Raw genomic sequence first — 23,764 nt, 5'->3', positions numbered from 1 at the left:
CCGGCGAGCGGGTCAAGACCGACCGCCGCGATGCAGCGAAACTGGTACGCGCGCTTCGAGCTGGAGATCTGTCGCCCGTGCACGTGCCCACCGTCGAGGACGAAGCGTTTCGTGACCTGGTCCGCACCTGGGGCGCCGCCAAACAGGATCTGAAGCAGGCCAGGCAACGCCTCAAAGCCTTCCTGCTCGCCCACGACGTGCGCTATACCGGCCGCGCCGACTGGGGGCCTGCACACCGGCGCTGGATCAGCGGCTACTCGTTCGATTCGCACTGGCAACAGCTTGCGTTCGAAGAATACCGCCGGACCATTGAAGACCGTCTCGCGCAGTGCGAACGGCTCGAGACGGCCTTGCGCGAGATGGCGCCACAATGGCGTTTCTATCCGGCGGTCAAAGCGCTCCAGGCGCTACGTGGCATTCAGTTCACCAGCGCCATCGGCTTGCTTGCCGAGCTCGGTGATCTGTCACGCTTCGATCACCCGCGGCAGCTAACTGCATGGCTTGGTCTGACGCCATCCGAACATTCCTCGGGCCAGAGACGCAGGCTGGGCAGCATCACAAAGGCCGGCAACGGCCATGCGCGTCACCTGCTGGTTGAAGCGCATGGTCGTACCGTCACCATTGCTCGACGTCATATGCCTTCACCGGGGCGTCATAGTCGACGTGCTCGCTCTCGCGTTCTGAACGCTGCCGTCGGAGAGACAGATCGTTGAATGCCTCTATCGTCGGTATGCTTCGTGGCCGTGTACGTCGACGTTACAGGCCGCCGCCCTCAGCAGATTCACCGAAAAGCGATCGGCGCTCAGAAAAAAGCTTGCGAGACTGGATCGAGAAATGGAATGAACGCCTCCCACCTACCGTCGAAGCTACAAAGCATGGTGGATTCTTGCGACGGTAACCGATCATCAATCGGAGGATGTTATGAAACTCACGCCAGTGGGAGTGGACATTGCAAAAAACATCTTTCAGGTGCACTGGGTCGACTCGGATTCCGGTGAAATCGTCAGCAAACGTATCAAGCGGGCAAGGTTCCTCGAGCATTTCGCAAACCGAGAACCTTGTCTGATCGGCATGGAAGCATGTGGCGGAGCGCACCACTGGGCGAGACAACTTGCGAAGATGGGCCACCAGGTGAAGCTGATGGCGGCCAGATTCGTCAAAGCCTTCAATATCGGCAACAAAAGCGATCCGGCCGATGCGCGTGCAATCTGGCTTGCGGTGCAGCAGCCGGGGAAAGCGGGTTCCGTGAAGACCGAAGTTCAGCAGGCCGTGCTGGCGCTGCATCGCATGCGGCAACAACTAATCAAGTTCCGCACAATGCAAGTGAACTGTCTTCGGGGTTTGCTCGCCGAATACGGCGAGGTGATGGGAAAAGGTCGCTGTGCGCTCGATAAGGCCATGCCGATAGTGCTGGCAACAGTCGCAGAGCGATTGCCTGCGGTACTGATCGACACACTCAGAGAGCAGTGGAACGGCTTGAGCAAGCTTGATCAACAGATTGCCACGATCGAGCGACGTTTGCGGGCGTGGATGAAAGAGGACAAGGCGAGCAAGACCATTGCTGCCATACCCGGCGTAGGCCTGCTCACGGCAACCGCCGCGGTTGCGACCATGGGAGACCCAAAGTCGTTCAGATCGGGCCGCGAATTCGCGGCCTGGCTCGGCTTGGTACCCCGACAAACGGGCTCCGGCGGCAAGGTGGTCCTGCTGGGAATCAGCAAGAGGGGCGATACCTATCTGCGGACCCTTCTGATTCACGGCGCACGCGGCGTGCTCTATAACTCAAAGGACCCGGGAGCATGGGTCGAACGCATCGGGAAACGGCGACCACCCAACGTAGTACTTGTAGCGTTGGCAAACAAGATGGCCCGAACAATCTGGGCGATACTTGCCCATGATCGGCAATACGAACAGGGCTTCACGAGCATGAAACCTGCGTGAACGCACTCCGGATCACACGGAGAGCGCGTCGACTCTCCACCGTGGGAAGACAACTCGAACAGAAAGGTTGCGTTGGCAATTGAGTGTGATGACGAACCAGGTCGGACCGTGACTTGCTAAACCTGCATATGACTCGGAGCTCCGAGCTCTTACGGGAAATGAGGGGCGAGTCAGCGGATTTCATCGGGACCCGCAGCCTGTGAGGCTGCAATGAGGCCGAATATAAAGCAGCAACCCAACCTAGGTGATGTCGGAGCACACAAAAGCCTCGCAAAAGGGAGGCGTTCATATAAAGGTCATATCAGCATCTCGTCGTTATTTCTGGAAAGCCCCTCCGCAATGGTAGCTTTGTCGGCTATTGGGCGTCGGCATGACATATCCGCCGACAATTTCGACACTGTCGAGCGCGATGCACCCGCCCGACTGCGTCTTGGCACCGCTCTTGCATGCTTTCCGGCGCCACGCGCGCCCTTTGGATGCCGCTCCAGATAGCGGCAATAACCTCGAAGCGGGATGGCTCGAGGCTCCCGCGTTGGGACAATTGCTCGTCAGGCAGGTCGACTCGTTTGGCCACAGATCAAAATAGAGTAATATCTTTAAGGAAAGCGATATGGAAATGCAAGAGAAAGTAATGGGGGATAGGGATCATCGCGCGTGGGTAGGTCCGCCTGACTATTACGATCGCTTAGGTGCCGTGCAGTTTGTTACGTTGCTTCTGCTGGGCTTGAGAGAGGATCACTTTTTATTAGATATCGGATGTGGGTCGCTTCGTGGCGGCAGGTTTCCTTTGATATACCTCAACCCTGGTCGCTATTTTGGCCTTGAGCCGGAAGAATGGTGTCTTCTGCAAGGCATCGAGGCGGAAGTTGGTTCTGCACTCATTAGTTTAAAGCGAGCCCAATTTTCATTAAACGCAAATTTCGACGCATCCGTTTTCAATTGTCAGTTTGACTACATAATTGCCGCCGGAATCTTTATGCACGCGAGCATGACACAGATTGAAACGTGCCTAACATCAGTGTCTCGGAGTCTGCGATCTAATGGAAAATTCGTGGGGGCTTTTCTGGCTGGAGACTCGGACAGCATCGGCACAGAGTGGTCATATCCAGATGTTCAGTTTTACAAGGCTTCGACTCTTCGTTCACTGTCTGAGCAATGCGGGTTAGACTTCACTCTCATCGATGCTCCCCACCCGCTGGGACATCAATGGTTTGCTCTGACACACATAAAGGACCAGCGACACATTAATCATCACCTTGGATTAGATGCCTTCTCGTGGGAAGAATATCTTTCAGTTCAATTATTGAAACGAGGGATATCTCCCAAGAGTCGCGAAGACTATTTGCGTTATGATCTAAGCAAGATTATTCGAAGCGACGATGAATCTGTTGTTCCGCAAGCGAAATTGTCATCATTCTGGCAACAAAAATCGTCAGAGAACTAGTCGCCGCAGTCCCGGCAAATTTTATTCCGTTCCGAGCGTCGACGCCGAACTGCCCGGCTTTGAACGGGGCCCCTGGACCGCGAGCTGTACGAGAGACGGCTTCCATGGCTGGCCAGGCATACGCGCTACCACATGCACTTCACGCCGAGCTACTCAAGTTGGTTGAATCAGGTTGAACGCTGGTTCTGCCTGGTTATACCGCAGGCGATCCGTCGAGGGTCGTTCAAGAACGTGCGCCAACTCGTTGCCAGCATCGAGCGCTGTATCGAGCTGTACAACCAAGACGGCCGGCCATTCGTATGGACCGCGACCGCCGATTCAATTCTCCAGAAAGTGGCTCGGCTATGCAAAGTTATTTCTGGGACAGAACGCTAAGTCTCGGAACCAGTTTGTCTACCCGAGTAGACCAGTTGAAATGCCCAATTGGTGTACCTAGAGTCGGGTCGTGTACTAGCTGCATTCAGCTAACAGGGGAACAAGTGAATGAATATGGAAGCCGGGTGGGCAAACTGCGTGATGCACTGCGTCGCGCCAATATCGATGCGGCGTTGGTTAGCGACCCTGACGCAGTGGCCTACTTCGGGGGCTTCTGGAACTATCTGGGCGTTGAGTTCGGACGCCCTACTCTGATTGTGATTTCCCAGGATCGTGAGCCGGTCTTGATCACGCCGTTGATGGAATCTGAAATGTGCGGTCTGATGACTTGGATCAAAGATATCCGTCCCTGGGCCGATGGTGTTGGTGACGAATGGCGAACGCCGCTGCGAGAGGTACTGCAGGCTTCGAGGGCGAAGCGAGTGGGGATCGAGCGCACGAGAATGCCGCCTCTCGTTTCCGCTGCACTGCCCGTCGACGCAGGCAGCTTGGTCGATGTGGGTCAGATCATTCTTGATCTGAGGGCGATCAAGTCAGAAAGCGAAATTGCGATTATGCGGCACGCTGGGCAGGTAGCTGTTGCGATGGTCGAGGCCGCTAAGGAGGTCATCAGCGCGGGCGTCCCGGAGTACGAGATTGCGTTGGCAGTCATTGCCGGAGGCACCCGAAAAGCCGCTTCACTCCTCGATGAACACAAGGATAGATTCGTTTCACCGACGATCTATAACCTTCAAATCCTCCAGTCCGGACGCGATGTCTGTCTTGTGCACCGTCGATCCTCCGTTCGAACACTGAAGCGTGGAGACCCGGTCTATCTGTGCTTCTGTGGTATCGCAAACTTCAAGAACTACAAGCTCGGATTCGACCGCGAGTTTTTCGTCGGATCTGTGACTGATGAGCAGGCGCGGGTTTATGACGCTGCCGTTGCGGCGCAGCAAGCCGCACTCGCGCAAATCAAACCGGGGGTGCGCTGTGAAGATGTCAATGCTGCCGCTGAAGAGGTCTATCGGGGCGCAGGATTTGCCCCGGGATATCGGACGGGACGCTCGATCGGCTACTCGTTCCTTGAATCACCGGAGCTCAAACGCGGCGAGCAGCGGACCCTGGAGGCCGGTATGACCTTCGCGGTCGACGGTGGCATTACTATCGAAGGAGAGTTTGGTGGGCGGGTAGGAGATTCGATCGTCGTGACGGCGGATGGGTTCGAATATCTGACCGATTACCCGCGCAATCTAACGGTGGTGTGAGCGCCATGGACGATCTAGTTACCATATCTCTTTGCCAGTGGTGATCCTGCGAGCACGAATTCTGTGAGCAGTCCACGCGGGATAATCCGCGCCGGTGCTGGATGACGCGTACCTGTTCGGGTATGACGTCCAGTTGGTCGACGGCGATCTCAACCAGCGCAAGGCCGTCGTGCGTGCAGAAGCGCTCCGTTTCGCGCAAGTCATGCCGCACGAGCTCCGCGCGACAGATTCGGGTCTAGTGTTCCGTCCCAGATAACTTTACATAACCGAGCCACTTTCTGAAGGATGATCATGAGGCGAACCTCTGTAATGCGGTATCCAACCCGCGGATATCAGTGTGATCCACCGTCGAGACTTGCTGCTGTGCCGCACTCAGGAAATTCATGCGACAATGCAATAAACTGAAAACTAGTGTCGCGATTGACACGCAAAGTCATATCAGTACCAACACTCACCAGCGTAATTCTAAAGGCTTCGGCCCGCGTGAACAACTGCGCTGCAAACAGTCGTCATCCCACGCGCCGGCGCGAGCCGCAAATGCAGGATTTCCGGGATCCACGCCAGCACGCAGGTATTCCTGTTGCGCTTCGGTCCGATCCGTCAGCACTTCGCGTTGCCCCAACAGCGGATGCAGGCGGCCATCGGGAACAACCCAAAGCAAGATTGTCCGCATAGTACGTCTGGGCAGACGTGCAATTCTCCCTCATAGGTCAAAAAGGATGTCTTACTTTTGTGGCACATTTGAAATCGGCTTTGCGAACTTGACAGGGTGACTGGAAGTAGGCGAGTGGTTACTATCGTCGCTCGCTGGCTGGGACCCTGATGTACCGGATCAAGATCCTCACGGACTCGTGCCTGTGGCACGCGAGATCGTTTCTCAGGCAACCGAATTTCGATTCGTGCAGGCGTGCTCAACCGCATGGCGGCACTCGCTCGCCCGTAGTCCGTTCTCACTGCCTGAGATCGAGTACATGGAGGTCACCTTGTCCTTGCGCTCGATTTATGCAACAACGCGGCTGAAAGAATGAATGAACGCGTCCCACCCGTGAATGTGAGAGCAGAAGTAAGGTGGACCCTCACGGGCCAACGGCATCGATGTGCCCAAATGGGAAATGCACGCATTTCCCGGCAACCGGAGGATCCACGATGAACAGTATGGCGGTGGGCGTAGACGTAGCCAAGCTCGTTTTCCAGTTGCATTACGTCGATCAGGAGACTGGAGAGATCGTGAACAAGCTGATCAAGCGGGCGAAGTTCCTTGAGCACTTTGCGAATCGTACGCCGTGCCTCATAGGAATGGAAGCGTATGGCGGTGCGCATCACTGGGCACGTCAGCTAATCAAGATGGAACATGACGTCAAGCTGATCCCGGCTGAATTTGCCAAGGCTTTCAACATTCGAAACAAGAGTGATGCTGCTGATGCACGCTTGATCTGGTTGGCGGTTCAGCAACCAGGCAAGCCAGTTGCGGTGAAGACGGAGACGCAGCAGGCGATGTTGGCGCTGCACCGGATGCGCCAGCAACTCATCAAGTTTTGCACGATGCAGGCCAACAACCTGCGTGGATTGCTGACGGAATACGGCGAGGTGATGGGCAAGAGCCGCCGTGCTGCGCTTGACAAGGCGATTCCAGAGGTATTGGAACGGGTTGCCGAGCGACTGCCAGCAGTTGTGATCGACTCACTTCGCGAGCAGTGGAACGGACTGACGAAGCTCGATGAGCAGGTCGCGCAGATTGAGCGTCGGATGCGGGAGTGGAAAAAAGAGGACAAGGCGGTCAAGGCCATCAGCGAAATCCCGGGCGTGGGATTGCTGACCGCGACAGCAGCCGTCGCGACCATGGGCGATCCGAAGGCATTCAGTTCAGGCAGAGAGTTTGCGGCATGGGCCGGTCTTGTACCCGGGCAAACGGGTTCCGGAGGCAAGGTGATCTTGCAGTGCATATCGAAGCGCGGAGACACATACCTGCGCACCCTGCTAGTTCACGGCGCGCGATCGGTCCTGGAGCACAGGAAGGAGCCTGGTCCGTGGGTTGAGCAGATGCTCGGGCGCAGACCCAAGAACGTCGTAGTCGTCGCTCTGGCAAACAAGATGGCGCACACAATCTGGGCGGTACTTGCTCACGACAGGCCATATTGCACGGACTACGTCAGTGTAAAGCCCGTCTTAAAAAGTGTTCGTGAAATAGAAGTTCAATGCTTCAACACAGGGTGAACGTCGTCGAGAAAGTTGCGCAGTAATCGATTGTGATGACCAGTCAGGTAGGACCTGGGACTTGCTAAACCTGCATACTGTCTTGAGCTTCGAGCTCGCGGTAAGAATGAGGAGCGAGTCAGCGGATTTCATAGGGGCCCGCAGCGGCTATATCGGCTGCATGAAGGCCGGATAGAGAGCTGCAACCCATCCTGTCAGTCTGAACAAACGAAAACTGTTGCAAAACGGGACGCGTTCATAGAGGCAGTATGGCGGAAATGCTAATTATGGCGATCAGGTCACGAGCGTCTGCCGATATGATTTTATGTTTTCGCAGTCTAGACTCATCAAGTCATGGCGGTACGTGCGGCAGGATCGCGAGCGCGGTAGTGTGCATAATTTTTGCTTCCTTTCGGTATCTGGAAATCAGCGGCCTGCGCTGCCCCGATAACCAAGGTGCGGCGGTTTGCCAGAGACATTCCGAACCGCGCGCGGGATTGGTGCGCCGGCAGGCTACGATTCGCGGTGCGATGTGAAGTATGTACGGTTGGGGCTAACAGTCCAATACTGCCAATGTTACGGCAACGGATGGGGAAGCTTGGTCACGCTGTAGCAGGCGACCATTCTTCTAATGCCTCACTCCGAGGGAGATATTTTGATGGGACGCGTTGCAAAAACAAAGCTGTCAAGTGCCGGCGCCGTGGACAAGATATCAGGAGTCCGCTATCAGATGTCGGAGATTCACCGGACGTTACGTGATCGGATCTGCACTCTGTATTACCCCCCCGGCACGGTACTAGGGGAGACGACACTTGCGGATGAATTCCAGGTCAGTCGCACGCCGATCCGACAAAATCTTCAGAGGCTCGAGTATGAAGGCCTCGTGGAAACCAAGAATGGCGTTGGCACGATAGTCAGGGGCGTTGATCTTCGAGAATACCTTGACACTTACGCATTCTGGCTAAGATTGAGCGAGATACTTGGCGACTTCTGTTCTCCAGCATACGCTCCCAAAGCGCTTGAGCGGATGCGAGGACTGGCCCTGAGAGCGAGGGCTCTGCAACACGAGCCGCCGAATTTCGAAGCATTCTGGCAGATCCTCCATGGGTTGCATTCCGTAACCAATGGTCTGATAACGAACGGAGAAGTTCGCCAAACGCATGACCGTTGTTACTTGCTAGCATCGCGGCTTCGGCTCGATATCGTCGAACTTTCATGGGACGATGAGACTAAGAACCTCCACAGAGAACTGGAGGAATGTTGCTTGGCGCTTCGCGCTGGGGACACGCGCGCTCTTGGACTAGTACACCGGAACTACATCTCATTCGGTCGCGCGCGTATCACTCGTTCGAACTCATAGTTTGAGCAGGTCGTGTAGTTGGTACGGTGACGCAGCAGTTCGAAAGTTTCCAAATTTTCTTTTCCAAAGCGGAAGCTTCATCCGCACCCTGAATCCGGCAGTAGCCCGTGTGCTCAAACGTCTGCATAACCTGCTCGATATAATCCTGACGTGCGTGCGCTGGTATGTGGCGTATGGGCTGAGTATGCGGTATCTCGAAGAGATGATGGCTGAGCGTGGCATCGACGTCGGTCACTCCACCGTGCATCGCTGGGCCCTCAAGCTGCTGCCAGTCTTGGAGAAAACGTTCCGGCGTGACAAGCGTCCGGTCCGCACGAACTGCCGCAGGGACGAGACGTATATCAAATCAAGGGCCAATGGAAGTATTTGTATCGTGCCGTCGACAAGGCCAGCAACACGGTAGACTTCCAGTTGCGCGCTTGTCGCGACAAGGCCGCCGCCCGGCGCCACCTCGAGCGATCGATCGCGAGAAATGGCGAGCCCGAAACAGTAACCATCGACAAGAGCGACGCCAATCTGGCCGGGCTTGAGGCCATCAATGGTGAGCGCGACACGCCGATCAAGATCCGCCAGACAAAACGTTTGAACAGCATAGTCGAGCGTGATAACCGTGCCGTGAAGCGCAACGCTCTACCAATGCCCGGGTCCAGGAATTTCCACTGCGCGCACATCCAGCTCAGCGGTATCGAGTTCATGCGCATGATCGCCAAAGGGCAGATCAACGACGGCGACATCCAAATGAGCGCAGCTGAGCAGTTGTACTACTCGCTGGCAGCGTAACCAATCCTCATTATATCGGAAACTACCTTCATCAGTTACCCTTATCGACAGGGCCCACAAAACTGGCCCGAACTCCACCGATCGAGCGCGCCCCGGATGCAGGCACCCACCTCGCCACCTACGCCAATGGAGCGGCGATCGCGGCAATCCTGAGGCACCAATCGTAACGACGCCCATCTCGTTCCGCTGATCGAGGTCGTTGTGCCGATCTTCGGGAGGCGCGGGCGGCCTTCGAGCCGCCGCTAGCCGCGTCTATGCCGACCGGGGTTACGACCACGACAAATGCCGACGCGCTCTTTACGAACGCAGTATTCCCACCCGCGCGACGCAGCCACCTGCATGACAGTGCCCTCGGAAAAGTCCGATGGGTCGTGGAACGTACACATGCCTGGCTGCTTAATTTCCGCCATCTACGTATTCGCTTCGAGCGGCGTCTCGACATTCTTGAGGCGTTCCTCAAATTCGGATGTTGCTTAGAACGGCGAACACAAGTCATCCACGAAGCGCGAGCAGATAACGGCAGAAGCCAGGGAGAGCGAGCAACGCGACATGAATGTCGAGGCGCCGCTCGAAGCGAATGCGCAGTTTGCCGAAACCTGCGAACCAGGCATGCGTGCGCTCGTCAACCCAGCGATGCCGTCCAAGTCGCTCCGTGCTATCTCCGCCTCTTCGGGCGATGCGAGCCGTGATTCCACGCTGCCTGAGGTAACGCCGACAGCGGGCAAAGTCGTAGCCCTTGTCTGCATGCAGTCTGCCCGGGCGTTTGCTAGGTTGGCCATTCAGGCCGCACACTGCCGGGATGGCATCGACTGTTCGCTCGAACGCCATCGAGTCGTGCCGGTTGGCCCCTGTGACCGTGACGGCAAGCGAAACGCCCCACGCATCTACAACGATGTGCCGTTTCGAGCCGAGCGTGCCCCGCTCTGTCGGGTTGGGGCCAGTTTCTGGCCTAGGGGCTGGAAACGCTGGCTGCATCAAGGCTCGCCCGTTCCCAATCAATCTGTCGTGGTCGCGCAGTCGGCGTAGCATTGCCACCTTTGGGCGACGGCGTGAATGCCGGAATTGACGGTTCCAGCGCCGCCCACAACTCGTTACTGATTTCTCGTCTAGCCATGCCGCCTACGGCTTGATGTCTAGTGTTCCGTCCCAGAAATAACTTTGCATAGCCGAGCCACTTTCTGAAGGATGGAATCGGCGGTTGCCGTCCAGACGAACGGACGGTTGTGCTGGTTGTACTGTGCAACATAGCGCTCAATGCTGGCGATTAGCTGGCGTACATTTCTGAAGGAGCCGCGCCGGATAGCCTGCTGCGTGATCAGGCCAAACCAGCGCTCCACCTGATTGAGCCAGCTCGAATACGTCGGCGTGAAGTGCATGTGATAACGCGTGTGCTTCGCCAGCCATTCCTTGACCTTGGGGTGCTTATGCGTAGTATAGTCATGCGTAACACCTTCGAGGTAGCCCAGACCCATCGGCAACACCGGTTGCGTTCGCTCGAGTGCCTGGCACTGGCTCTTCTCGTCGACACACAACACCAGGGCGTTGGTCGGTGGGCTCAGGTACAGGCCGACAATATCTCGCACCTTCTCGACGAAGTACGGATCAGTAGAAAGCTTGAAGCTCTTCGAGCGATGAGGCTGCACGCCGAACGGCGACAGGTATCGGGACACCGATCTCTTCGAAATACCCGTTTGCGCGGCAGCAGAACGCACACTCCAGTGCGTTTTCCCGTCCGGCTTCTCATGCAGGACCTTCGCCAGCAACTCGGCCACCGCTTCGTCGTCATGCGCGCGGTCGCCCCGGGCGCGCTTCGTCATGCAGACCAGCAAGCCCCTGCGCGACAAAACGCTTTTCCAGTGCGTGATCGCAGGGGACGTTACTTCACATTGAACCGCGATTTCCTGGTTCGTATGACCCTCAGCTGCCATCAGGACAATCTTTGCCCGGCGCACCAGCGAATGAGGCAGCGAACGCGATCGGCTCATCGACAGCAATTGTTCTCGCTCCAGTTCCGACACGACAAACTCGATTCCTTTACGTCCCATGATCGCCTCCACCACGCCGTGAATTCGATCATCGAACAATCTGAATTTTCTTAAAGTTATTTCTGGGGCGGAATACTAGGGTGACGCGCAAGCGCGAACTTCTCCAAACTCGAGCGTATCGCGTCCCAGAAGAGCCGGGCATCAGCAAGCGTACTCGAAGCCGACAACAACATCATCTGCATATCGCAAGCCGCTTTCGCACAAGTCGGATAACGCGTTGGTCGCTGAACCGGTGTTCAATGAAACGAACTAGCCGTTCCTGGCTAACCGAGTCAAAGAAGCTTTTGAGATCGACGTCTAAAATCCGGTTCACGGGGGTGAAGGTGATCGCTGTCGCCAACGCGCCCAGCGCATCGTGCTGATTTCGCCCGGGCTGGAACCCGTACGAGAACCCGGGGAAATCCCCCTCGTAGATCGCGTTCAGCACATCAATCAACGCGCGCTGGACAATCTTGTCCTCCAGTGCTGCAATCCCCAACGGGCCCTGCTTGCCGTCCAGCTTAGGTATGTACTGCCGCCGTACAGTCAGTGCCCGATACGCTCCGCTGTGCACTTGTGCGTGCAGACGCTGAAGATAGTCCTCCAGCCCTGCGTCGTTGTACCGCTACCTTATGCCGTCCAGCCCGGGAGCCACATTGCGGTTGAGCGCAAAGAACGACTCTCTGTGGCAACCGACCGTGGTATGGTGCAGCAGCGCAGTGAACCGCTCCCTCTTCCCCTGCCTCGCAGCTTGCCGTACACGTTACAGCCCCTATGGCTCGCTTGCCCGGTTCTGAGCCCGGCGGGTATCTTGCTGACCCGTGTTCCCTTGCCCCCTTCGCCCCAACTGCTCCGCAGCCGGCTTCCCGGCCTTGTTCGCAGGCTTCGACGCTGTTTGGTCGGAGAAGGCGCGCTGGCCTCCGTCCGCCGCTCAAACTGCACGCCGTTTTCCGGCATGCAGCTTTCACGAAGATGCAGCATGCTGGGACGCAAGAGAAGGTATCAGTTGCACAAGGTTGACCGGTTGACCAACCCGAACTCGCCAGACAGCCACGCCTCCGGCAAGACCTTCCAGCCAATGTTGCGCCAGCGCCTGAATCGACGCGACCAGATGCGCCGCACGATCCAGCTGATTGGACGGCTCAATCCCATCCTGCAGGGCTGGGGGCACTACTACAAGCTCCCACGCTCCTGCGTTCGAAGCGGCACACGTCGCTTTGCAAGACGACGCACCTGAAGCGACCCCACCTTGCGGCGTTCCACGCTCACTCGGAAAGAGACGACCCTTGCCGAAACTGCCGGCTTTAAGCATCGCCTTGATCAGGCGTAGTACCCGACCGTCAGTGATGCGCCGAGCAATGAGCGACAGAAGTTTGTCATGGTCAACTGATCCAAAAAAGTCCTTCAGATCAGCATCAACAATCCATTCCCTGCCGCCCTCGATCTCCTTCCAGATCTTGCGCAAAGCGTCTTGTGTCGATCGCCCTGGCCGATAGCGGAAGGTGGCCTCGTCGAATACCGGCTCGAAGATCGGCTCCAGACGGTTGAGCAGCGCCTGCTGGCATACGCGGTCGTAAATCGACGGTATGCCGAGCTTGCGGGTCTCCCCCGGTTTGCCGACTTTCGGGATCGAGACCTGCCGGACCGGTTGCGGCTGATAGGTCCACGCACGCAGTTCTGCCTGCAGACGGTCCAGATGCTGATCCGCCTGGTCGGCAAAGTCTGCCACACTGATTCCATCGACACCGCCACTGCCACTGCCACGTTTGGCCCGGACTCGCTCCCAGGCGACTTCCTGATTCTTCCGTTGATAAACCTTGTCAACCAACGAGTGGGCCTTCCTTGCTTCCATCGGGTTGATCCAGTTAGACAGTCTCTTCGGGCGCGGATGTACGGGTATTTGGCTCATGAAACTGATCCTCCTCCGTGCCTGTACTCACTATCGTCCGGGTTCTTCCCAATCACCTTCGCCAGTTGCCTTCTGTCGCCGATCGCTCGGTCACGTAGTTTTGGCCACGCTTCAGGTACTACTTAGCCGTCCGACTACTGACTCCTTCATCGTGGCGGACTTGCGCCGCCTACTCCTTGCCGGTATCTTGGCGCACTCAAAACTTGTGTCGTATTGCTGCGCGAACCACGAGCTGATTCGAGTTCGACGAAACATCCGCAGCGCCAGGTACATAGGCGACGTCGAGCACGGTTTGCGTCTTGTCGCCGCCAACATGCTGGTAAGCACCCTGAAGATAGAGATCCGTACGCTTCGACAGATTGTAATCAGCCAACAAACCGATCGTCTGATAGTTGGGATGCAGCTTGCCAGTGGTCGCGTTGAAGTCGGCACGCGTGTAGGTGTACATCGCACCAACGAAGAACGCCGGCGTGAACTGATATTTCCCGTTCACTTCGAAGTTCTGGAAGCGCAGCGACGAAAGGGTCGATCCGGCAGGCGGCGTGATCGGGCCTACGTAGCCGGAACTGAGCGGTTGCGTGACGTTGGTGTTCGTGTATGCAAAGCCCAGCGTTGCCGACCCGATCGTATAGTTGATTCCCGCGCCGAAAATGCGCAGGCGCTCAGCCAGGAAGTTTTTGTCGCCGCCGTTGTTGATCGCGCCAGTAGCCGTCGAAGACGGATTGTTGGCCTGCAGATACGACGCAGCGATCAAAAGCGAACCATTCGTGTACTGGGCGCCGACGCTGTATTGTCGGTTGTTGGCGAAATTCGTGTCATTGCTAAAGCTATATGTGCCGCCGAACTGGAAGCCGGCGAGCGACGGACTCGTATATTTCGCCGTGTTGTTGACACGGAACGTATTGTCCGTGTTGTCGTTGTCGTAAGGGTGCGAAAAGATGTAACCGCCCCAACTTCCGTTCGCCGTAGTCTGTGCTAGGAAATCGACCAGCGAGTCGTATTAGCGCCCTAGGGTGACCGTGCCGAACGTTTCGCTCGCTACGCCAACGTAGGCCTGCCGCCCAAACATCAAGCCTCCCTGCCCGAGTTTTCCGTTGTTCACGTTGAAGCCATTCTCGAGCTGGAACACTGCTTTCAAACCGCCACCGAGATCCTCTGCCCCCTTCAGGCCCCATCGGGTACCTTGGGCGTAGCCGCTCTGCAACTCGTAGACCTTGCTGCCGCCCACATTATTGGCGAAGTCAAAACCTTCGTCGATAACGCCATAGAGCGTCACTGAGCTTTGCGCCATCGCGGGACCGGCGCAAGCCGACAAAGTCAATAGCGCAATTACGTTGCGTCCTTTCATCGAGTCCTCCAAAACCTGGTTACCATTCGATAACGAATGTTCTTATGTAAGTTGTTTTCTTTACTTAATACGTAGTATCCCTAATTATTTATAAACCGATAATCTCCTTTTATTGTACGTCAGATGGACTGGTCACTGTAACCCGTAGCGCGCTTGCAAGTCGAAGCTCGGCACGCCAAGTCCCTGCCAAATTCGGTCGACGGCACCAATACGTGCAAATATGACAATCCTACTTTTTCCGCACCTGCCAGCGCTACCGCCCCAACGTAGTGCAAACGTCCGCATCCAACCCGCGCCTGTCGGCGAGAAATACGGTGCTGATACCCGGGCGCTTGAACAGGTCCACCTCGAGCTGCTTTTCGAACGGCTTCACCTGGATGCGCCGTCCCACCAGAATCACCTTTGCGGCGCGAACGATCCGCGGCACATCCAAGGCCGCACCGTCACTCCAGCCTCCCCTCGGAGGAGAGAATTGCAATGATTTGCTCCATCACCCCGCTACGCCGCCACTGAAGCCACTTCATATACGCTGTCTGTGGCGGCCCAAAGCGTGGCGGCAGGCGATGCCATCGCTCTTCATTGACAATCACCCACAGAATCGCGTCGAGAATCGTCCGAGGATCGCGTGCCGGTCGCCCCCAGCCTTGACGGCCTTGTGGTTGGATCAGATGACCCACAAGAAGCCATTGATCATCGGTAACCGGACACTGAAGCACTGGTGAATCCCCTACGTGTGAAACTGGACGGTTTGTCAATTATGTCTCCGGTGTAACGGCCAATTGAGTCGCGAGTACCTGCTCTCGCCCGACTAGCCGGCGGCTCGCCGCCCATGCAAGATGCGCCTCGCCCTCTGGGGATAGACTCTTGGACTTCCCGCAACCGACCTGAATCCGCCTATGTGCCTGCAAACAGGCACCGTCGGCTTGTGGACCAGTGCACCGCCGGTGCTGTGACCACCAAGGCCGCATTGACGTAGCCGGGTTCCCCTCTGCCGAGGGGCGACACGCGGCCGACTCCTAACGAAGCTGTGGCCATTCGCCGCCGCAAACGGCTGCATTTCCAGAACAAGTATGGTGCATTGTCAATCGCAAGCTCAATGATCGTTTGGGATACGAACCGTTGCGGGGCACGTATCAGGACATCACATATTCGGGTAATTCGGGCCGCCGCCGCCTTCGGGCGTGACCCATACGATGTTCTGCGTCGGGTCCTTGATATCGCAGGTCTTGCAATGCACGCAGTTCTGCGCGTTGATCTGCAGGCGGTCGCTGCCGTCGTCGTTCTTCATGAACTCGTACACCGCGGCCGGGCAGAAGCGCGCTTCGGGGCCCGCGTAGGTGCGCAGGTTCACGTTCACGGGCACGCTCGCGTCCTTGAGCGTGAGGTGCGCAGGCTGGTTCTCTTCGTGGTTCGTGTTCGAGATGAACACGGAAGACAGACGATCGAACGTGAGCTTGCCATCGGGCTTCGGATACTCGATCGGCTTGCACTGCGAAGCCGGTTTCAGCATCTCGTGGTCGCGGTGCTGGTGATGCAGCGTCCACGGCACGTTGCCGCCCAGCAGCTTCTGCTCGATGCCCACCATCAGCGTGCCCAGGTACAGGCCCTTGCTCATCCACTGCTTGAAGTTGCGCGCCCTGTACAGCTCCGTATGGAGCCACGACTGCTTGAACGCTTCCGGGTAAGCCGCGAGCTCATCGCTCTGGCGGCCTGCCTGCACGGCTTCGAATGCCGCATCGGCAGCCAGCATGCCGGTCTTGATCGCCGCGTGGCTGCCCTTGATGCGTGAGGCGTTCAGGAAGCCCGCATCGTCGCCCACCAGCGCGCCGCCCGGGAACACGAGCTTGGGCAGCGACATCAGGCCACCCGCCGTGATCGCGCGCGCGCCGTACGACACGCGCTTGCCGCTTTCGAGGTACTTGCGGATTTCCGGGTGCGTCTTGTAGCGCTGGAATTCCTCGAACGGCGAGAGATACGGGTTCTGGTACGCAAGACCGACGACAAAGCCCACCATCACCTGGTTGTTGTCGATGTGGTACAGGAACGAGCCGCCGTACGTATCGGATTCGAGCGGCCAGCCGGCGGTGTGGATCACGAGGCCGGGCTGGTGCTTCGAAGGATCGATCTCCCACAGTTCCTTGATGCCGATGCCGTAGACCTGCGGATCCGAATCCTTGCCGAGCTTGAACTTCTCGTTCAGCTGACGGCCCAGGTGCCCGCGGCAGCCTTCGCAGAACAGCGTGTACTTCGCGTGCAGCTCCATGCCGAGCTGGAAGTTTTCGGTGGGCTCGCCGTCCTTGCCCACACCCATGTTGCCGGTGGCGACGCCCTTGACCGAGCCGTCGTCGTTGTAGAGCACTTCGGCGGCGGGGAAGCCCGGGAAGATTTCGACGCCCAGGGCTTCGGCCTGCTGGCCCAGCCAGCGCGTGACGTTGGCGAGGCTGATGACGTAGTTGCCGTGGTTCTTGAAGTTGTCGGGCAGTGCCCAGTTCGGCACAGCCTTAGCCCCCGTTTCGGAAAGAAAAAGGAACTTGTCCTCGGTCACGGGCACGTTCAGCGGTGCGCCTTGCTCTTTCCAGTCCGGCATCAGCTCGTTCAGGGCACGCGGGTCCATGACCGCGCCCGAGAGGATATGCGCCCCGATTTCCGAGCCTTTCTCCAGCACGCAGACGCCGATCTCAGCGCCTTTCTCCGCGGCCAGCTGCTTCAGGCGGATCGCGGCAGACAGCCCGGCGGGGCCGCCACCGACGATCACAACATCGTACTCCATCGACTCGCGCTCGTTTTGCGCGGATGCAAGCTGAGTATTCATAAAGCCAGGTTCTTTGCGAAGGTTTTGCCAGCCTAACGGTTTCGCGATGGGATACGGTTGATATAAGCGAAGCTTATGGACCACGAACTGACGCAGGGCCAGAGAAGGGGTTATCCACGAGACCCAGTGAAGAAGTACGCTGATGACGCGACCAGTACGAGTATTCCAACGATCTCCCCAATCACTGATGCCGCTGCCTTTGGCACAAGACGCTGTGCTAGGCATCTGGTCGAGAGGCCAATGAGAAACGCGACGGCGATCGAAGCCATCGCGAAGTAAGTGCCTTGGGCGAATGCCGAGATTGAATTTTTCATTCCATCCCGAATAGTGCCACGCAGCTAAGCTAGTCCGTGTCTCCCCATTTTAAATGGCGGAAATCTTATGAATTGCCATCAGTATTGTTTATAGAAACATCGGCGCTGGCCAACGGGGGCAGACTTGCATCACCATCTCAGTCAAGGATATGTCCGTGAACAACTACGATATTGTGGTGATTGGAGCAGGGGTAATCGGTTGCTCGGTCGCATTTCACCTGCAAAAACTCGGAGCGAAAAAAGTGCTGGTGCTCGACCGCGCCACCATTGGCGCGGGCACGACGTCGCAGTCGTCGGGCATTCTGCGCACGCACTACTCCGTTAAGGAAAACGTCGAGTTGGCGCGCAGGTCGTGGTCCGTTTTCAACGACTTCGCCACCTATCTGGGCGACGACGAAGCGTCGTGCGGTCTCGTCAAATGCGGGTATATGATCGTCTCGGCGGACAACGAAAAGCTCGAGCCGCTTCGTGCATCGCTCGAGCAACAGAAGGCGCAGAGCATTCCGCTCGAGCTGCTCGACGCGCGCCAAGCAAAGGAATGCTTGCCAATTGCAAACTTCGACAACGCGGCGCTGATCGGCTATGAACCGGAAGCGGGCTTCGCAGACGCGTACCTCACCGCAACCAGCTTCGCGCGCGCTGCACGACGCGGCGGCGTGACGATCCGGGAGAACGTCACGGTGAACCAGCTGCTGATCGAGAATGGCAAGGTAGTGGGGGTGTCGACGAACGCGGGCGATTTCGCTACGGGCACCGTCATCAGCACGCAAAACATCTGGACGCCGGAGTTGGCGGGATGGACAGGCAAAACGCTGTCGATCGCGCCGGAACGTCACGCAGTGCTCGCGCTCGAATGCGCAGAGGCGCCATATACGTTTCAGATGCCGGTGTTCAAGGATCTCGCGTCCGAAGGCATGTTGTATTACCGAAGCTACGGTGGAAATCAGATGCTGGTCAGCGAGGGCGTGGTCGGCGAGAAACTGAACACGGCTGACACCGAACAGGGCGACATCCCCATGGACTACATTGTCGATGTCGGTGCACAGGTCGCGGAACGCTTCCCCGAGTACGAGACGGCCGGCATCGCATCGTCGTGGACGGGAGTATATGACGTGACACCGGACTGGAATCCAGTGCTCGGCGCCCTGCCTGGTATCGAGGGGCTGGTGGTCGGATATGGCTTCTCGGGTCACGGCTTCAAACTCTCGCCGACGGTTGGCAAGATCCTCGCCCAGGCCGCGCTCGGCCAGCCTGCCGACGTGGTGCTCGAGCCATACTCAATCAACCGTTTCGCCACCGGCGCGCTGCTGAGCGGCAAATATGGTCTCGGCGCCGTTTCGTGACGCAGTGGCTTCCGCCGGCCTCGCGGTACGGCCGCTTGCTTCATTCGCACCGAAGGCCTGGCACAATGGCGGCTGGCGCATCAGCCTCGCAGACGTCGAATGCAACGGTTCGTATTCGCGCTTTGTCGGCATGATCCGCGTTTCGCTCGTCGTGGCGGGCGCGGGTGTCACGCTCGATAACGGCCCGACCCGCGTCGATCTGCAACCTGGACACCCATCGGAATACGACGGCGACGCCGAGTGGCACGCCAGCTTGCACGATGGCTCGATCGTCAAGCTCAACGCAATGGTCACTCGCGGGCGCTACACCGCCCGCATCGTGCCGCTACGCGCAACAATGCACGTGCCGTCCGGATGCATCGCGCTCGTGTTGACACTGCGTGGGGCTAGCATTTTGCGCACATGCAGGGGCGGCAAAACGCTCATGCTCCGCGAAGCGCATGTCGCTACGCGCCTCGCCGACGGCGAAGCCTTCGAGATTGAGCCAGCGCGCGTTGAAACGCAGAATGACGCTAAAGCGCACATTGAAGTGCATGCGCCCCATGCTGCACTCGTCATCATCGAACGGGCGACATGTGGCTGACGTGCCGCGCGCTTCCAAACTCACTCCCGCGCAACAAGGAAAGCAACATGAAGGTTATGGCAGCAGTCAAACGCGTTGTTGACTACAACGTGAAGGTTCGCGTAAAGGCGGACCAAACCGGCGTCGACATCGCTAACGTAAAGATGTCGATGAACCCGTTTGATGAAATCGCAGTCGAAGCGGCGACACGTCTTAAGGAAGCTGGTCACGCCAGTGAGGTGATCGCAATCACCTGCGGGCCGGTGCAGAGCATCGAAACTCTGCGCACGGCGCTTGCTATCGGCGCAGATCGCGGCCTGCATATCCAGACCGACGCCGAACTACAGCCGCTAGCGGTCGCGAAGCTGCTGAGAGCTGCGGTCAAGCGCGAGCAACCGCAACTCGTGATTCTCGGCAAACAGGCCATCGACGACGACGCAGGTCAGACCGGCCAATTGCTCGCCGCACTGCTCGACTGGCCACAGGCAACGTTCGCGAGCGCTATCCAGATTCAGGGCGACGTGGCCACTGTGACACGCGAAGTAGACGGCGGCCTTGAAGTGATTGAGCTGGATTTGCCCGCCATCGTAACGACCGACTTGCGTCTGAACAAGCCGCGCCATGTGACGCTGCCCAGCATCATGAAGGCGAAGAAGAAGCCGATAGACACGGTCACGCCTGACGATCTCGGTGTGGATCCGGCGACGCGGCTGAAGATGCTGAGATTCGTCGAGCCGGCCGCACGCAAGGCAGGGGTACGCGTCGCGGACGTCGCTGCCCTTGTCGACAAACTCAAGAACGAAGCAAAGGTGATCTGATGACTACCCTCGTCATTGCCGAACACGAAGACGCAGCGCTCAAAGCAACCACGCTGCACACCGTATGCGCTGCGCGCCAGTTGAATAACGGCGTGCACGTGCTCGTCGCAGGTCACCACGCACGCGCCGCTGTCGACGCCGCGGCTGCAATTGAAGGCGTCGAGCTGGTCATCCTGATCGACGCGCCACATCTGGCCGAGGGTCTCGCGGAAAATGTGGCCGTGCAGGTGCTAGCGCTTGCGCCGTCGTATACGCACGTGCTCTTCGCGGCAACCGCCGCGGGCAAGAACGTCGCGCCGCGCGTAGCCGCGAAACTCGACGCGTCGCAGATTTCTGACGTCGTCGCGATCCATACGGCGGATACGTTTGACCGACCGATTTACGCAGGCAATGCCATCGCCACCGTGCAATGCGACGACATGATCAAGGTCGCGACGATCCGTGCAACCGCTTTCGATGCCGCGCCGGCCACCGGCGGTAGCGCATCGATTGACACGCGCGAGGCGGTCGAAGGTACCCAGCGGGTGCGCTACGTGCGTCGGGAAGTCTCGAAAAGCGAGCGTCCTGAACTAACGTCAGCGCGTATCGTCGTCTCGGGCGGGCGGGGCATGGGCAGCGCGGAGAACTTTGCGCTGCTCGACCCGTTGGCACACAAGCTCGGCGCTGCGGTGGGCGCGTCGCGCGCAGCGGTGGACTCTGGTTTCGCGCCGAATGACTGGCAGGTCGGCCAGACCGGCAAGATTGTGGCCCCGCAGCTGTATATTGCTGTTGGCATCTCTGGCGCGATCCAGCACTTGGCCGGCATGAACGACTCAAAGGTGATCGTCGCCGTGAATAAGGATGCGGATGCGCCGATCTTCGGGATCGCAGACTACGGGCTTGTCGGGGATCTCTTTTCAGTATTGCCAGAGCTAACGAGCCGCATCTAACGCCGTGCAAAAACCGTTCATACGGGGCCCCGCTCTCTACGGCGGCCCCAATCTTGTATTCACGACCCCCAGTGCCAAGCTTGTCAGATGGTCAATCCAAGAAGTCGTTGAGATCCACGAACGTTAGCCTTTTAACGTTAAGCACCGCGAGCCTCCTCGAAGTGACCGGCGGATTTGCAACGCGGTATGCAGTGCGATCAAGCTGACCGCGAGCCAGATAGGCCCGTAGGTCGCAATCTTCTGCCTTGTTAAGCTTTCACCCAACAAGCCAATCGACACCACCAGCAGCAGCACGGGCTCGATGTAGCCGAGAAGGCCAAAGAGCCCCATCGTATACGACCAGCCATCAAATAGCATGCGAGCGCAGCTGTCGACAGTACGCCAAGACCGGGCAACAGCATTGTCAGCAATCTGGTATTGCTGATCACAATCGAGAGGCTGCCTTGATCCAAAACTTGCCCGATGGCGATTGGTAACAGCAGGGCAGTGTTTTGAAGTGCTCCGTCAACAGGGTCTCCTCGGCATCGACGTTCAAGTCGATCAGGGCAGGACGGTAGCGCGCACTGATCGTAGACCTACCGACAATTTCGAACCTGTCCGCATTTTTGTGGGCGAGGCGGTTAAAAAAACGTTACCCGCGCGCCCGCGTAAACCGCTCGCCAAACAGGATGGCAAACTGGTTCATCGCAGATTTCCAGTCATAGGCATGGCGCACGGACTTTGCAAGCACGTTTCGTAATGCCAGCCACAGCAACTTGATGGCCGCTTCGTCATTGGGGAAGTGCCCGCGCGTCTTGATGATCTTGCGCAACTGCATGTTCAGGCTCTCGATGGCATTCGTAACCGGCATGATATAGCCGGTGCCTCGCGGTCCCGCGCCGAGCAGTTTGAGCGTATGGTGTGACCATCCGGGACAGGGGCACTGGGGAGCACTTCGGGTGGGCAGGCCGTTCCTATACGATGAGTCGCGAGCTCGTGTTAGTAGTTGGCCGCCCCTGCGACCCGCCCGGTTGCGCTGCGAGCGCGAATCCGTAGTTGTCGTGCTGTCCCACCGGCTCCCAGCAGTGATCTGAAACGGGAGACGGTTATGCGAATCGTAGGGTTAGATGTGTCGCGCTCCGTGGCCGAGATCGCATACCTGGAGGATGGCACGCTGCATGCCGGCGGCCGCACCGGGTTGCGACGCGACGAACTGGAGCGCTTTGCCGGGAGGTTGCGCGCCACCGATCATGTGGTGCTTGAGGCAACTGGCAACACTGCCGCCATCGTCAACGTGCTACGCCAGCACGTCGCACGTGTGGCGATTGCGAATCCGCTGCAGGTGCGACTGATCGCCGAGGCACGCGTCAAGACGGACAGGATCGACGCGGCCGTACTGGCACAACTGTATGCAAGCGGCTTTCTGCCAGAAGTCTGGATGCCGGACGAGCGCACGCTGGCGTTGCGTCGGCAGATCTCGCGCCGCTCACAGCTGGTGCGGCAACGCACACGGCTGAAGAACGAGATTCACGCGGTTCTAGCCGCGCATCTGATCGAGCGGTGTCCCGTCACCGATCTGTTTGGCAGGAAGGGGCGTGCGTGGCTCAGCGTTCAACCGCTACCGCTGGATGAACGACTGGGTGTCGAGCAACGACTGCGCGAACTGGACCGTCTCGGCGAGGATCTGCGCGAGGTGGAGCAGGCACTCGCGCAAGCGACCATCGACGACGCGCGACTACGCGTGATGCTGACGATCACCGGCGTCAACACCACTGTGGCGATCGGGCTGCTATCGGCCATCGGTGACGTCGGGCGGTTTCCGAATCCGGAGAAGCTGGTGAGTTACTTCGGGCTCAATCCGTCGGTCTATCAATCCGGCACCACACCGGCCCGGCACGGCCACATCACCAAGCGCGGGCGCTCCTACGCGCGGGCGATGCTGGTCGAGGCTGCCTGGGGCGCCACGCAGGCGCCCGGGCCGCTGCGCGCCTTCTTCCTGCGCGTGCGCGATCGCCGCGGCCAACAAATTGCCGTCGTCGCAACGGCCCGCAAGCTCGCGGTCATCGTATGGTATGTGCTGACACGCGACGAGTGTCAGCGGGCGGAGTTATAGAGCCAATTCGGGGGCGGCGTAATCGGGCCACCTGATGGGCGGCGCAATAGAGCCAGTCCAGGGGCGGCGTAATCGAGCCACTGCATGGGCGGCGCAAAGGAGCCACCCTGCGGGCGGCGTGCAGAAGCCAGCGGTAGCGGGCACAAGCGCAATTCGAACTTTCCAAGTCGGTACGCTCCGTTCATTTGAACGGAGCGCCTATGGCCAACAGGAGGTTCGAGTTGTTTGAGTATCGTCACATCCTTGTGCGCATGCGACGCGGTGATTCCGACC

At 58.3% G+C, this 23,764-nt stretch carries 16 protein-coding genes and 10 pseudogenes; 17 read left to right on the top strand and 9 right to left on the bottom strand.

The genetic code is table 11. The features are described 5' to 3' along the window. From BFD71_RS37845 to BFD71_RS42630, 11 genes and pseudogenes are all read left to right on the top strand, one after another. Positions 1–640 (top strand): annotated as a pseudogene (locus BFD71_RS37845) (IS110 family transposase); the annotation flags it as partial. A 281-nt stretch (positions 641–921) separates the two neighbouring features. Continuing rightward, positions 922–1,941, top strand: a complete 1,020-nt coding sequence (locus BFD71_RS37840; RefSeq protein WP_069269290.1) for an IS110 family transposase — start codon at positions 922–924, stop codon at positions 1,939–1,941. A gap of 610 nt (positions 1,942–2,551) precedes the next feature. Then, positions 2,552–3,385: a class I SAM-dependent methyltransferase gene (locus BFD71_RS41170; protein WP_141710954.1), complete on the top strand. Its 834-nt coding sequence runs from the start codon at positions 2,552–2,554 to the stop codon at positions 3,383–3,385. A gap of 105 nt (positions 3,386–3,490) precedes the next feature. Then, positions 3,491–3,760 (top strand): annotated as a pseudogene (locus BFD71_RS40055) (transposase); the annotation flags it as partial. 125 nt (positions 3,761–3,885) lie between these two features. Continuing rightward, positions 3,886–5,007 (top strand): M24 family metallopeptidase, encoded by a 1,122-nt coding sequence (locus BFD71_RS37835; RefSeq protein ID WP_256095102.1) that lies wholly within the window; start codon positions 3,886–3,888, stop codon positions 5,005–5,007. Positions 5,008–5,466: 459 nt separating this feature from the next. Continuing rightward, positions 5,467–5,647: pseudogene (locus BFD71_RS43020) on the top strand (IS6 family transposase); the annotation flags it as partial. Positions 5,648–5,793: 146 nt separating this feature from the next. Further along, positions 5,794–5,950, top strand: a pseudogene (locus tag BFD71_RS40045) (IS5/IS1182 family transposase); the annotation flags it as partial. Between the two features lie 203 nt (positions 5,951–6,153). Next, complete coding sequence (locus BFD71_RS37830; RefSeq protein ID WP_069269288.1) at positions 6,154–7,221, top strand: IS110 family transposase; 1,068 nt, start codon at positions 6,154–6,156, stop codon at positions 7,219–7,221. A gap of 610 nt (positions 7,222–7,831) precedes the next feature. After that, positions 7,832–8,560 (top strand): GntR family transcriptional regulator, encoded by a 729-nt coding sequence (locus BFD71_RS37825; RefSeq protein ID WP_370684351.1) that lies wholly within the window; start codon positions 7,832–7,834, stop codon positions 8,558–8,560. 79 nt (positions 8,561–8,639) lie between these two features. Further along, positions 8,640–9,340 (top strand): IS6 family transposase gene (locus BFD71_RS37820; protein ID WP_141710955.1). Its coding sequence is split into 2 segments (ribosomal slippage): positions 8,640–8,907 and positions 8,907–9,340, totalling 702 coding nucleotides; the frame shifts between segments, so codons are not numbered across the junction. 58 nt (positions 9,341–9,398) lie between these two features. Further along, positions 9,399–9,816, top strand: a pseudogene (locus BFD71_RS42630) (transposase); the annotation flags it as partial. Here BFD71_RS42630 and BFD71_RS40040 read toward each other — a convergent pair. The 3 genes and pseudogenes from BFD71_RS40040 to BFD71_RS42625 form a co-directional block, all read right to left on the bottom strand. Next, positions 9,814–10,454: pseudogene (locus BFD71_RS40040) on the bottom strand (IS5 family transposase). The pseudogenes BFD71_RS42630 and BFD71_RS40040 sit on opposite strands and share 3 nt — an antisense overlap. 19 nt (positions 10,455–10,473) lie before the next feature. Then, complete coding sequence (locus tag BFD71_RS37815; RefSeq protein ID WP_256095101.1) at positions 10,474–11,424, bottom strand: IS630 family transposase; 951 nt, start codon at positions 11,422–11,424, stop codon at positions 10,474–10,476. Positions 11,425–11,557: 133 nt separating this feature from the next. Then, on the bottom strand, positions 11,558–11,863 hold the full coding sequence (locus BFD71_RS42625; RefSeq protein WP_256095100.1) for a reverse transcriptase/maturase family protein: 306 nt from the start codon (positions 11,861–11,863) through the stop codon (positions 11,558–11,560). Between the two features lie 204 nt (positions 11,864–12,067). Between BFD71_RS42625 and BFD71_RS43015 the strand changes: the two genes are divergently transcribed. Further along, positions 12,068–12,601, top strand: a complete 534-nt coding sequence (locus BFD71_RS43015) for a group II intron maturase-specific domain-containing protein (protein WP_370684352.1) — start codon at positions 12,068–12,070, stop codon at positions 12,599–12,601. Here BFD71_RS43015 and BFD71_RS42620 read toward each other — a convergent pair. The 5 genes and pseudogenes from BFD71_RS42620 to BFD71_RS37790 all read right to left on the bottom strand — a co-directional run. Next, positions 12,599–13,216, bottom strand: a pseudogene (locus BFD71_RS42620) (reverse transcriptase domain-containing protein); the annotation flags it as partial. The gene BFD71_RS43015 and the pseudogene BFD71_RS42620 overlap by 3 nt on opposite strands. Before the next feature lie 253 nt (positions 13,217–13,469). After that, positions 13,470–14,621: pseudogene (locus BFD71_RS37800) on the bottom strand (porin). A 253-nt stretch (positions 14,622–14,874) separates the two neighbouring features. Continuing rightward, positions 14,875–15,099 (bottom strand): hypothetical protein, encoded by a 225-nt coding sequence (locus BFD71_RS41755; protein ID WP_176733026.1) that lies wholly within the window; start codon positions 15,097–15,099, stop codon positions 14,875–14,877. Continuing rightward, a complete protein-coding gene (locus BFD71_RS43010; RefSeq protein ID WP_083245724.1) occupies positions 15,065–15,337 on the bottom strand; it encodes a transposase in 273 nt (90 codons plus the stop codon). Before BFD71_RS43010 ends, BFD71_RS41755 begins: the two co-directional genes overlap by 35 nt. A gap of 425 nt (positions 15,338–15,762) precedes the next feature. Then, on the bottom strand, positions 15,763–17,433 hold the full coding sequence (locus tag BFD71_RS37790; protein ID WP_069269284.1) for an electron transfer flavoprotein-ubiquinone oxidoreductase: 1,671 nt from the start codon (positions 17,431–17,433) through the stop codon (positions 15,763–15,765). Between the two features lie 469 nt (positions 17,434–17,902). Between BFD71_RS37790 and BFD71_RS37785 the strand changes: the two genes are divergently transcribed. The 4 genes from BFD71_RS37785 to BFD71_RS37770 all read left to right on the top strand — a co-directional run bounded on the left by BFD71_RS37785 (position 17,903) and on the right by BFD71_RS37770 (position 21,399). Next, the gene (locus BFD71_RS37785) at positions 17,903–19,090 is read left to right on the top strand and encodes an NAD(P)/FAD-dependent oxidoreductase (protein ID WP_069269292.1); all 1,188 of its coding nucleotides are present in this window, start codon (positions 17,903–17,905) and stop codon (positions 19,088–19,090) included. Positions 19,091–19,220: 130 nt separating this feature from the next. Next, on the top strand, positions 19,221–19,673 hold the full coding sequence (locus BFD71_RS37780; protein WP_256095099.1) for a HutD family protein: 453 nt from the start codon (positions 19,221–19,223) through the stop codon (positions 19,671–19,673). Between the two features lie 47 nt (positions 19,674–19,720). Beyond that, on the top strand, positions 19,721–20,470 hold the full coding sequence (locus BFD71_RS37775) for an electron transfer flavoprotein subunit beta/FixA family protein (protein WP_069269291.1): 750 nt from the start codon (positions 19,721–19,723) through the stop codon (positions 20,468–20,470). Further along, positions 20,470–21,399, top strand: a complete 930-nt coding sequence (locus tag BFD71_RS37770; RefSeq protein WP_069269282.1) for an electron transfer flavoprotein subunit alpha/FixB family protein — start codon at positions 20,470–20,472, stop codon at positions 21,397–21,399. The genes BFD71_RS37775 and BFD71_RS37770 overlap by 1 nt, the downstream gene beginning before the upstream one ends. Before the next feature lie 631 nt (positions 21,400–22,030). Here the strand turns inward: BFD71_RS37770 and BFD71_RS37760 are convergent. Then, a pseudogene (locus BFD71_RS37760) lies at positions 22,031–22,252 on the bottom strand (transposase); the annotation flags it as partial. Between the two features lie 234 nt (positions 22,253–22,486). Between BFD71_RS37760 and BFD71_RS37755 the strand changes: the two are divergent. Then, positions 22,487–23,470: pseudogene (locus BFD71_RS37755) on the top strand (IS110 family transposase); the annotation flags it as partial. Positions 23,471–23,764: the final 294 nt, after the last annotated feature.

It is taken from the genome of Paraburkholderia nodosa, from assembly GCF_001718195.1.
Taxonomy (GTDB): Bacteria; Pseudomonadota; Gammaproteobacteria; order Burkholderiales; family Burkholderiaceae; genus Paraburkholderia; species Paraburkholderia nodosa_A.
The sequence above is the reverse complement of the archived record's forward strand: the minus strand, read 5'-3'. Positions and strand labels throughout refer to the sequence as shown.

Coding starts and splice junctions, on each gene's coding strand:
- BFD71_RS41170 (WP_141710954.1), top strand. CDS start 2,552: ATGGAAATGCAAGAGAAAGTAATGGGGGATAGGGATCATCGCGCGTGG.
- BFD71_RS37825 (WP_370684351.1), top strand. CDS start 7,832: ATGCCTCACTCCGAGGGAGATATTTTGATGGGACGCGTTGCAAAAACA.
- BFD71_RS37770 (WP_069269282.1), top strand. CDS start 20,470: ATGACTACCCTCGTCATTGCCGAACACGAAGACGCAGCGCTCAAAGCA.
- BFD71_RS37790 (WP_069269284.1), bottom strand. CDS start 17,433: ATGAATACTCAGCTTGCATCCGCGCAAAACGAGCGCGAGTCGATGGAG.
- BFD71_RS37775 (WP_069269291.1), top strand. CDS start 19,721: ATGAAGGTTATGGCAGCAGTCAAACGCGTTGTTGACTACAACGTGAAG.
- BFD71_RS37830 (WP_069269288.1), top strand. CDS start 6,154: ATGAACAGTATGGCGGTGGGCGTAGACGTAGCCAAGCTCGTTTTCCAG.
- BFD71_RS37840 (WP_069269290.1), top strand. CDS start 922: ATGAAACTCACGCCAGTGGGAGTGGACATTGCAAAAAACATCTTTCAG.
- BFD71_RS43015 (WP_370684352.1), top strand. CDS start 12,068: ATGGTGCAGCAGCGCAGTGAACCGCTCCCTCTTCCCCTGCCTCGCAGC.
- BFD71_RS37780 (WP_256095099.1), top strand. CDS start 19,221: ATGATCCGCGTTTCGCTCGTCGTGGCGGGCGCGGGTGTCACGCTCGAT.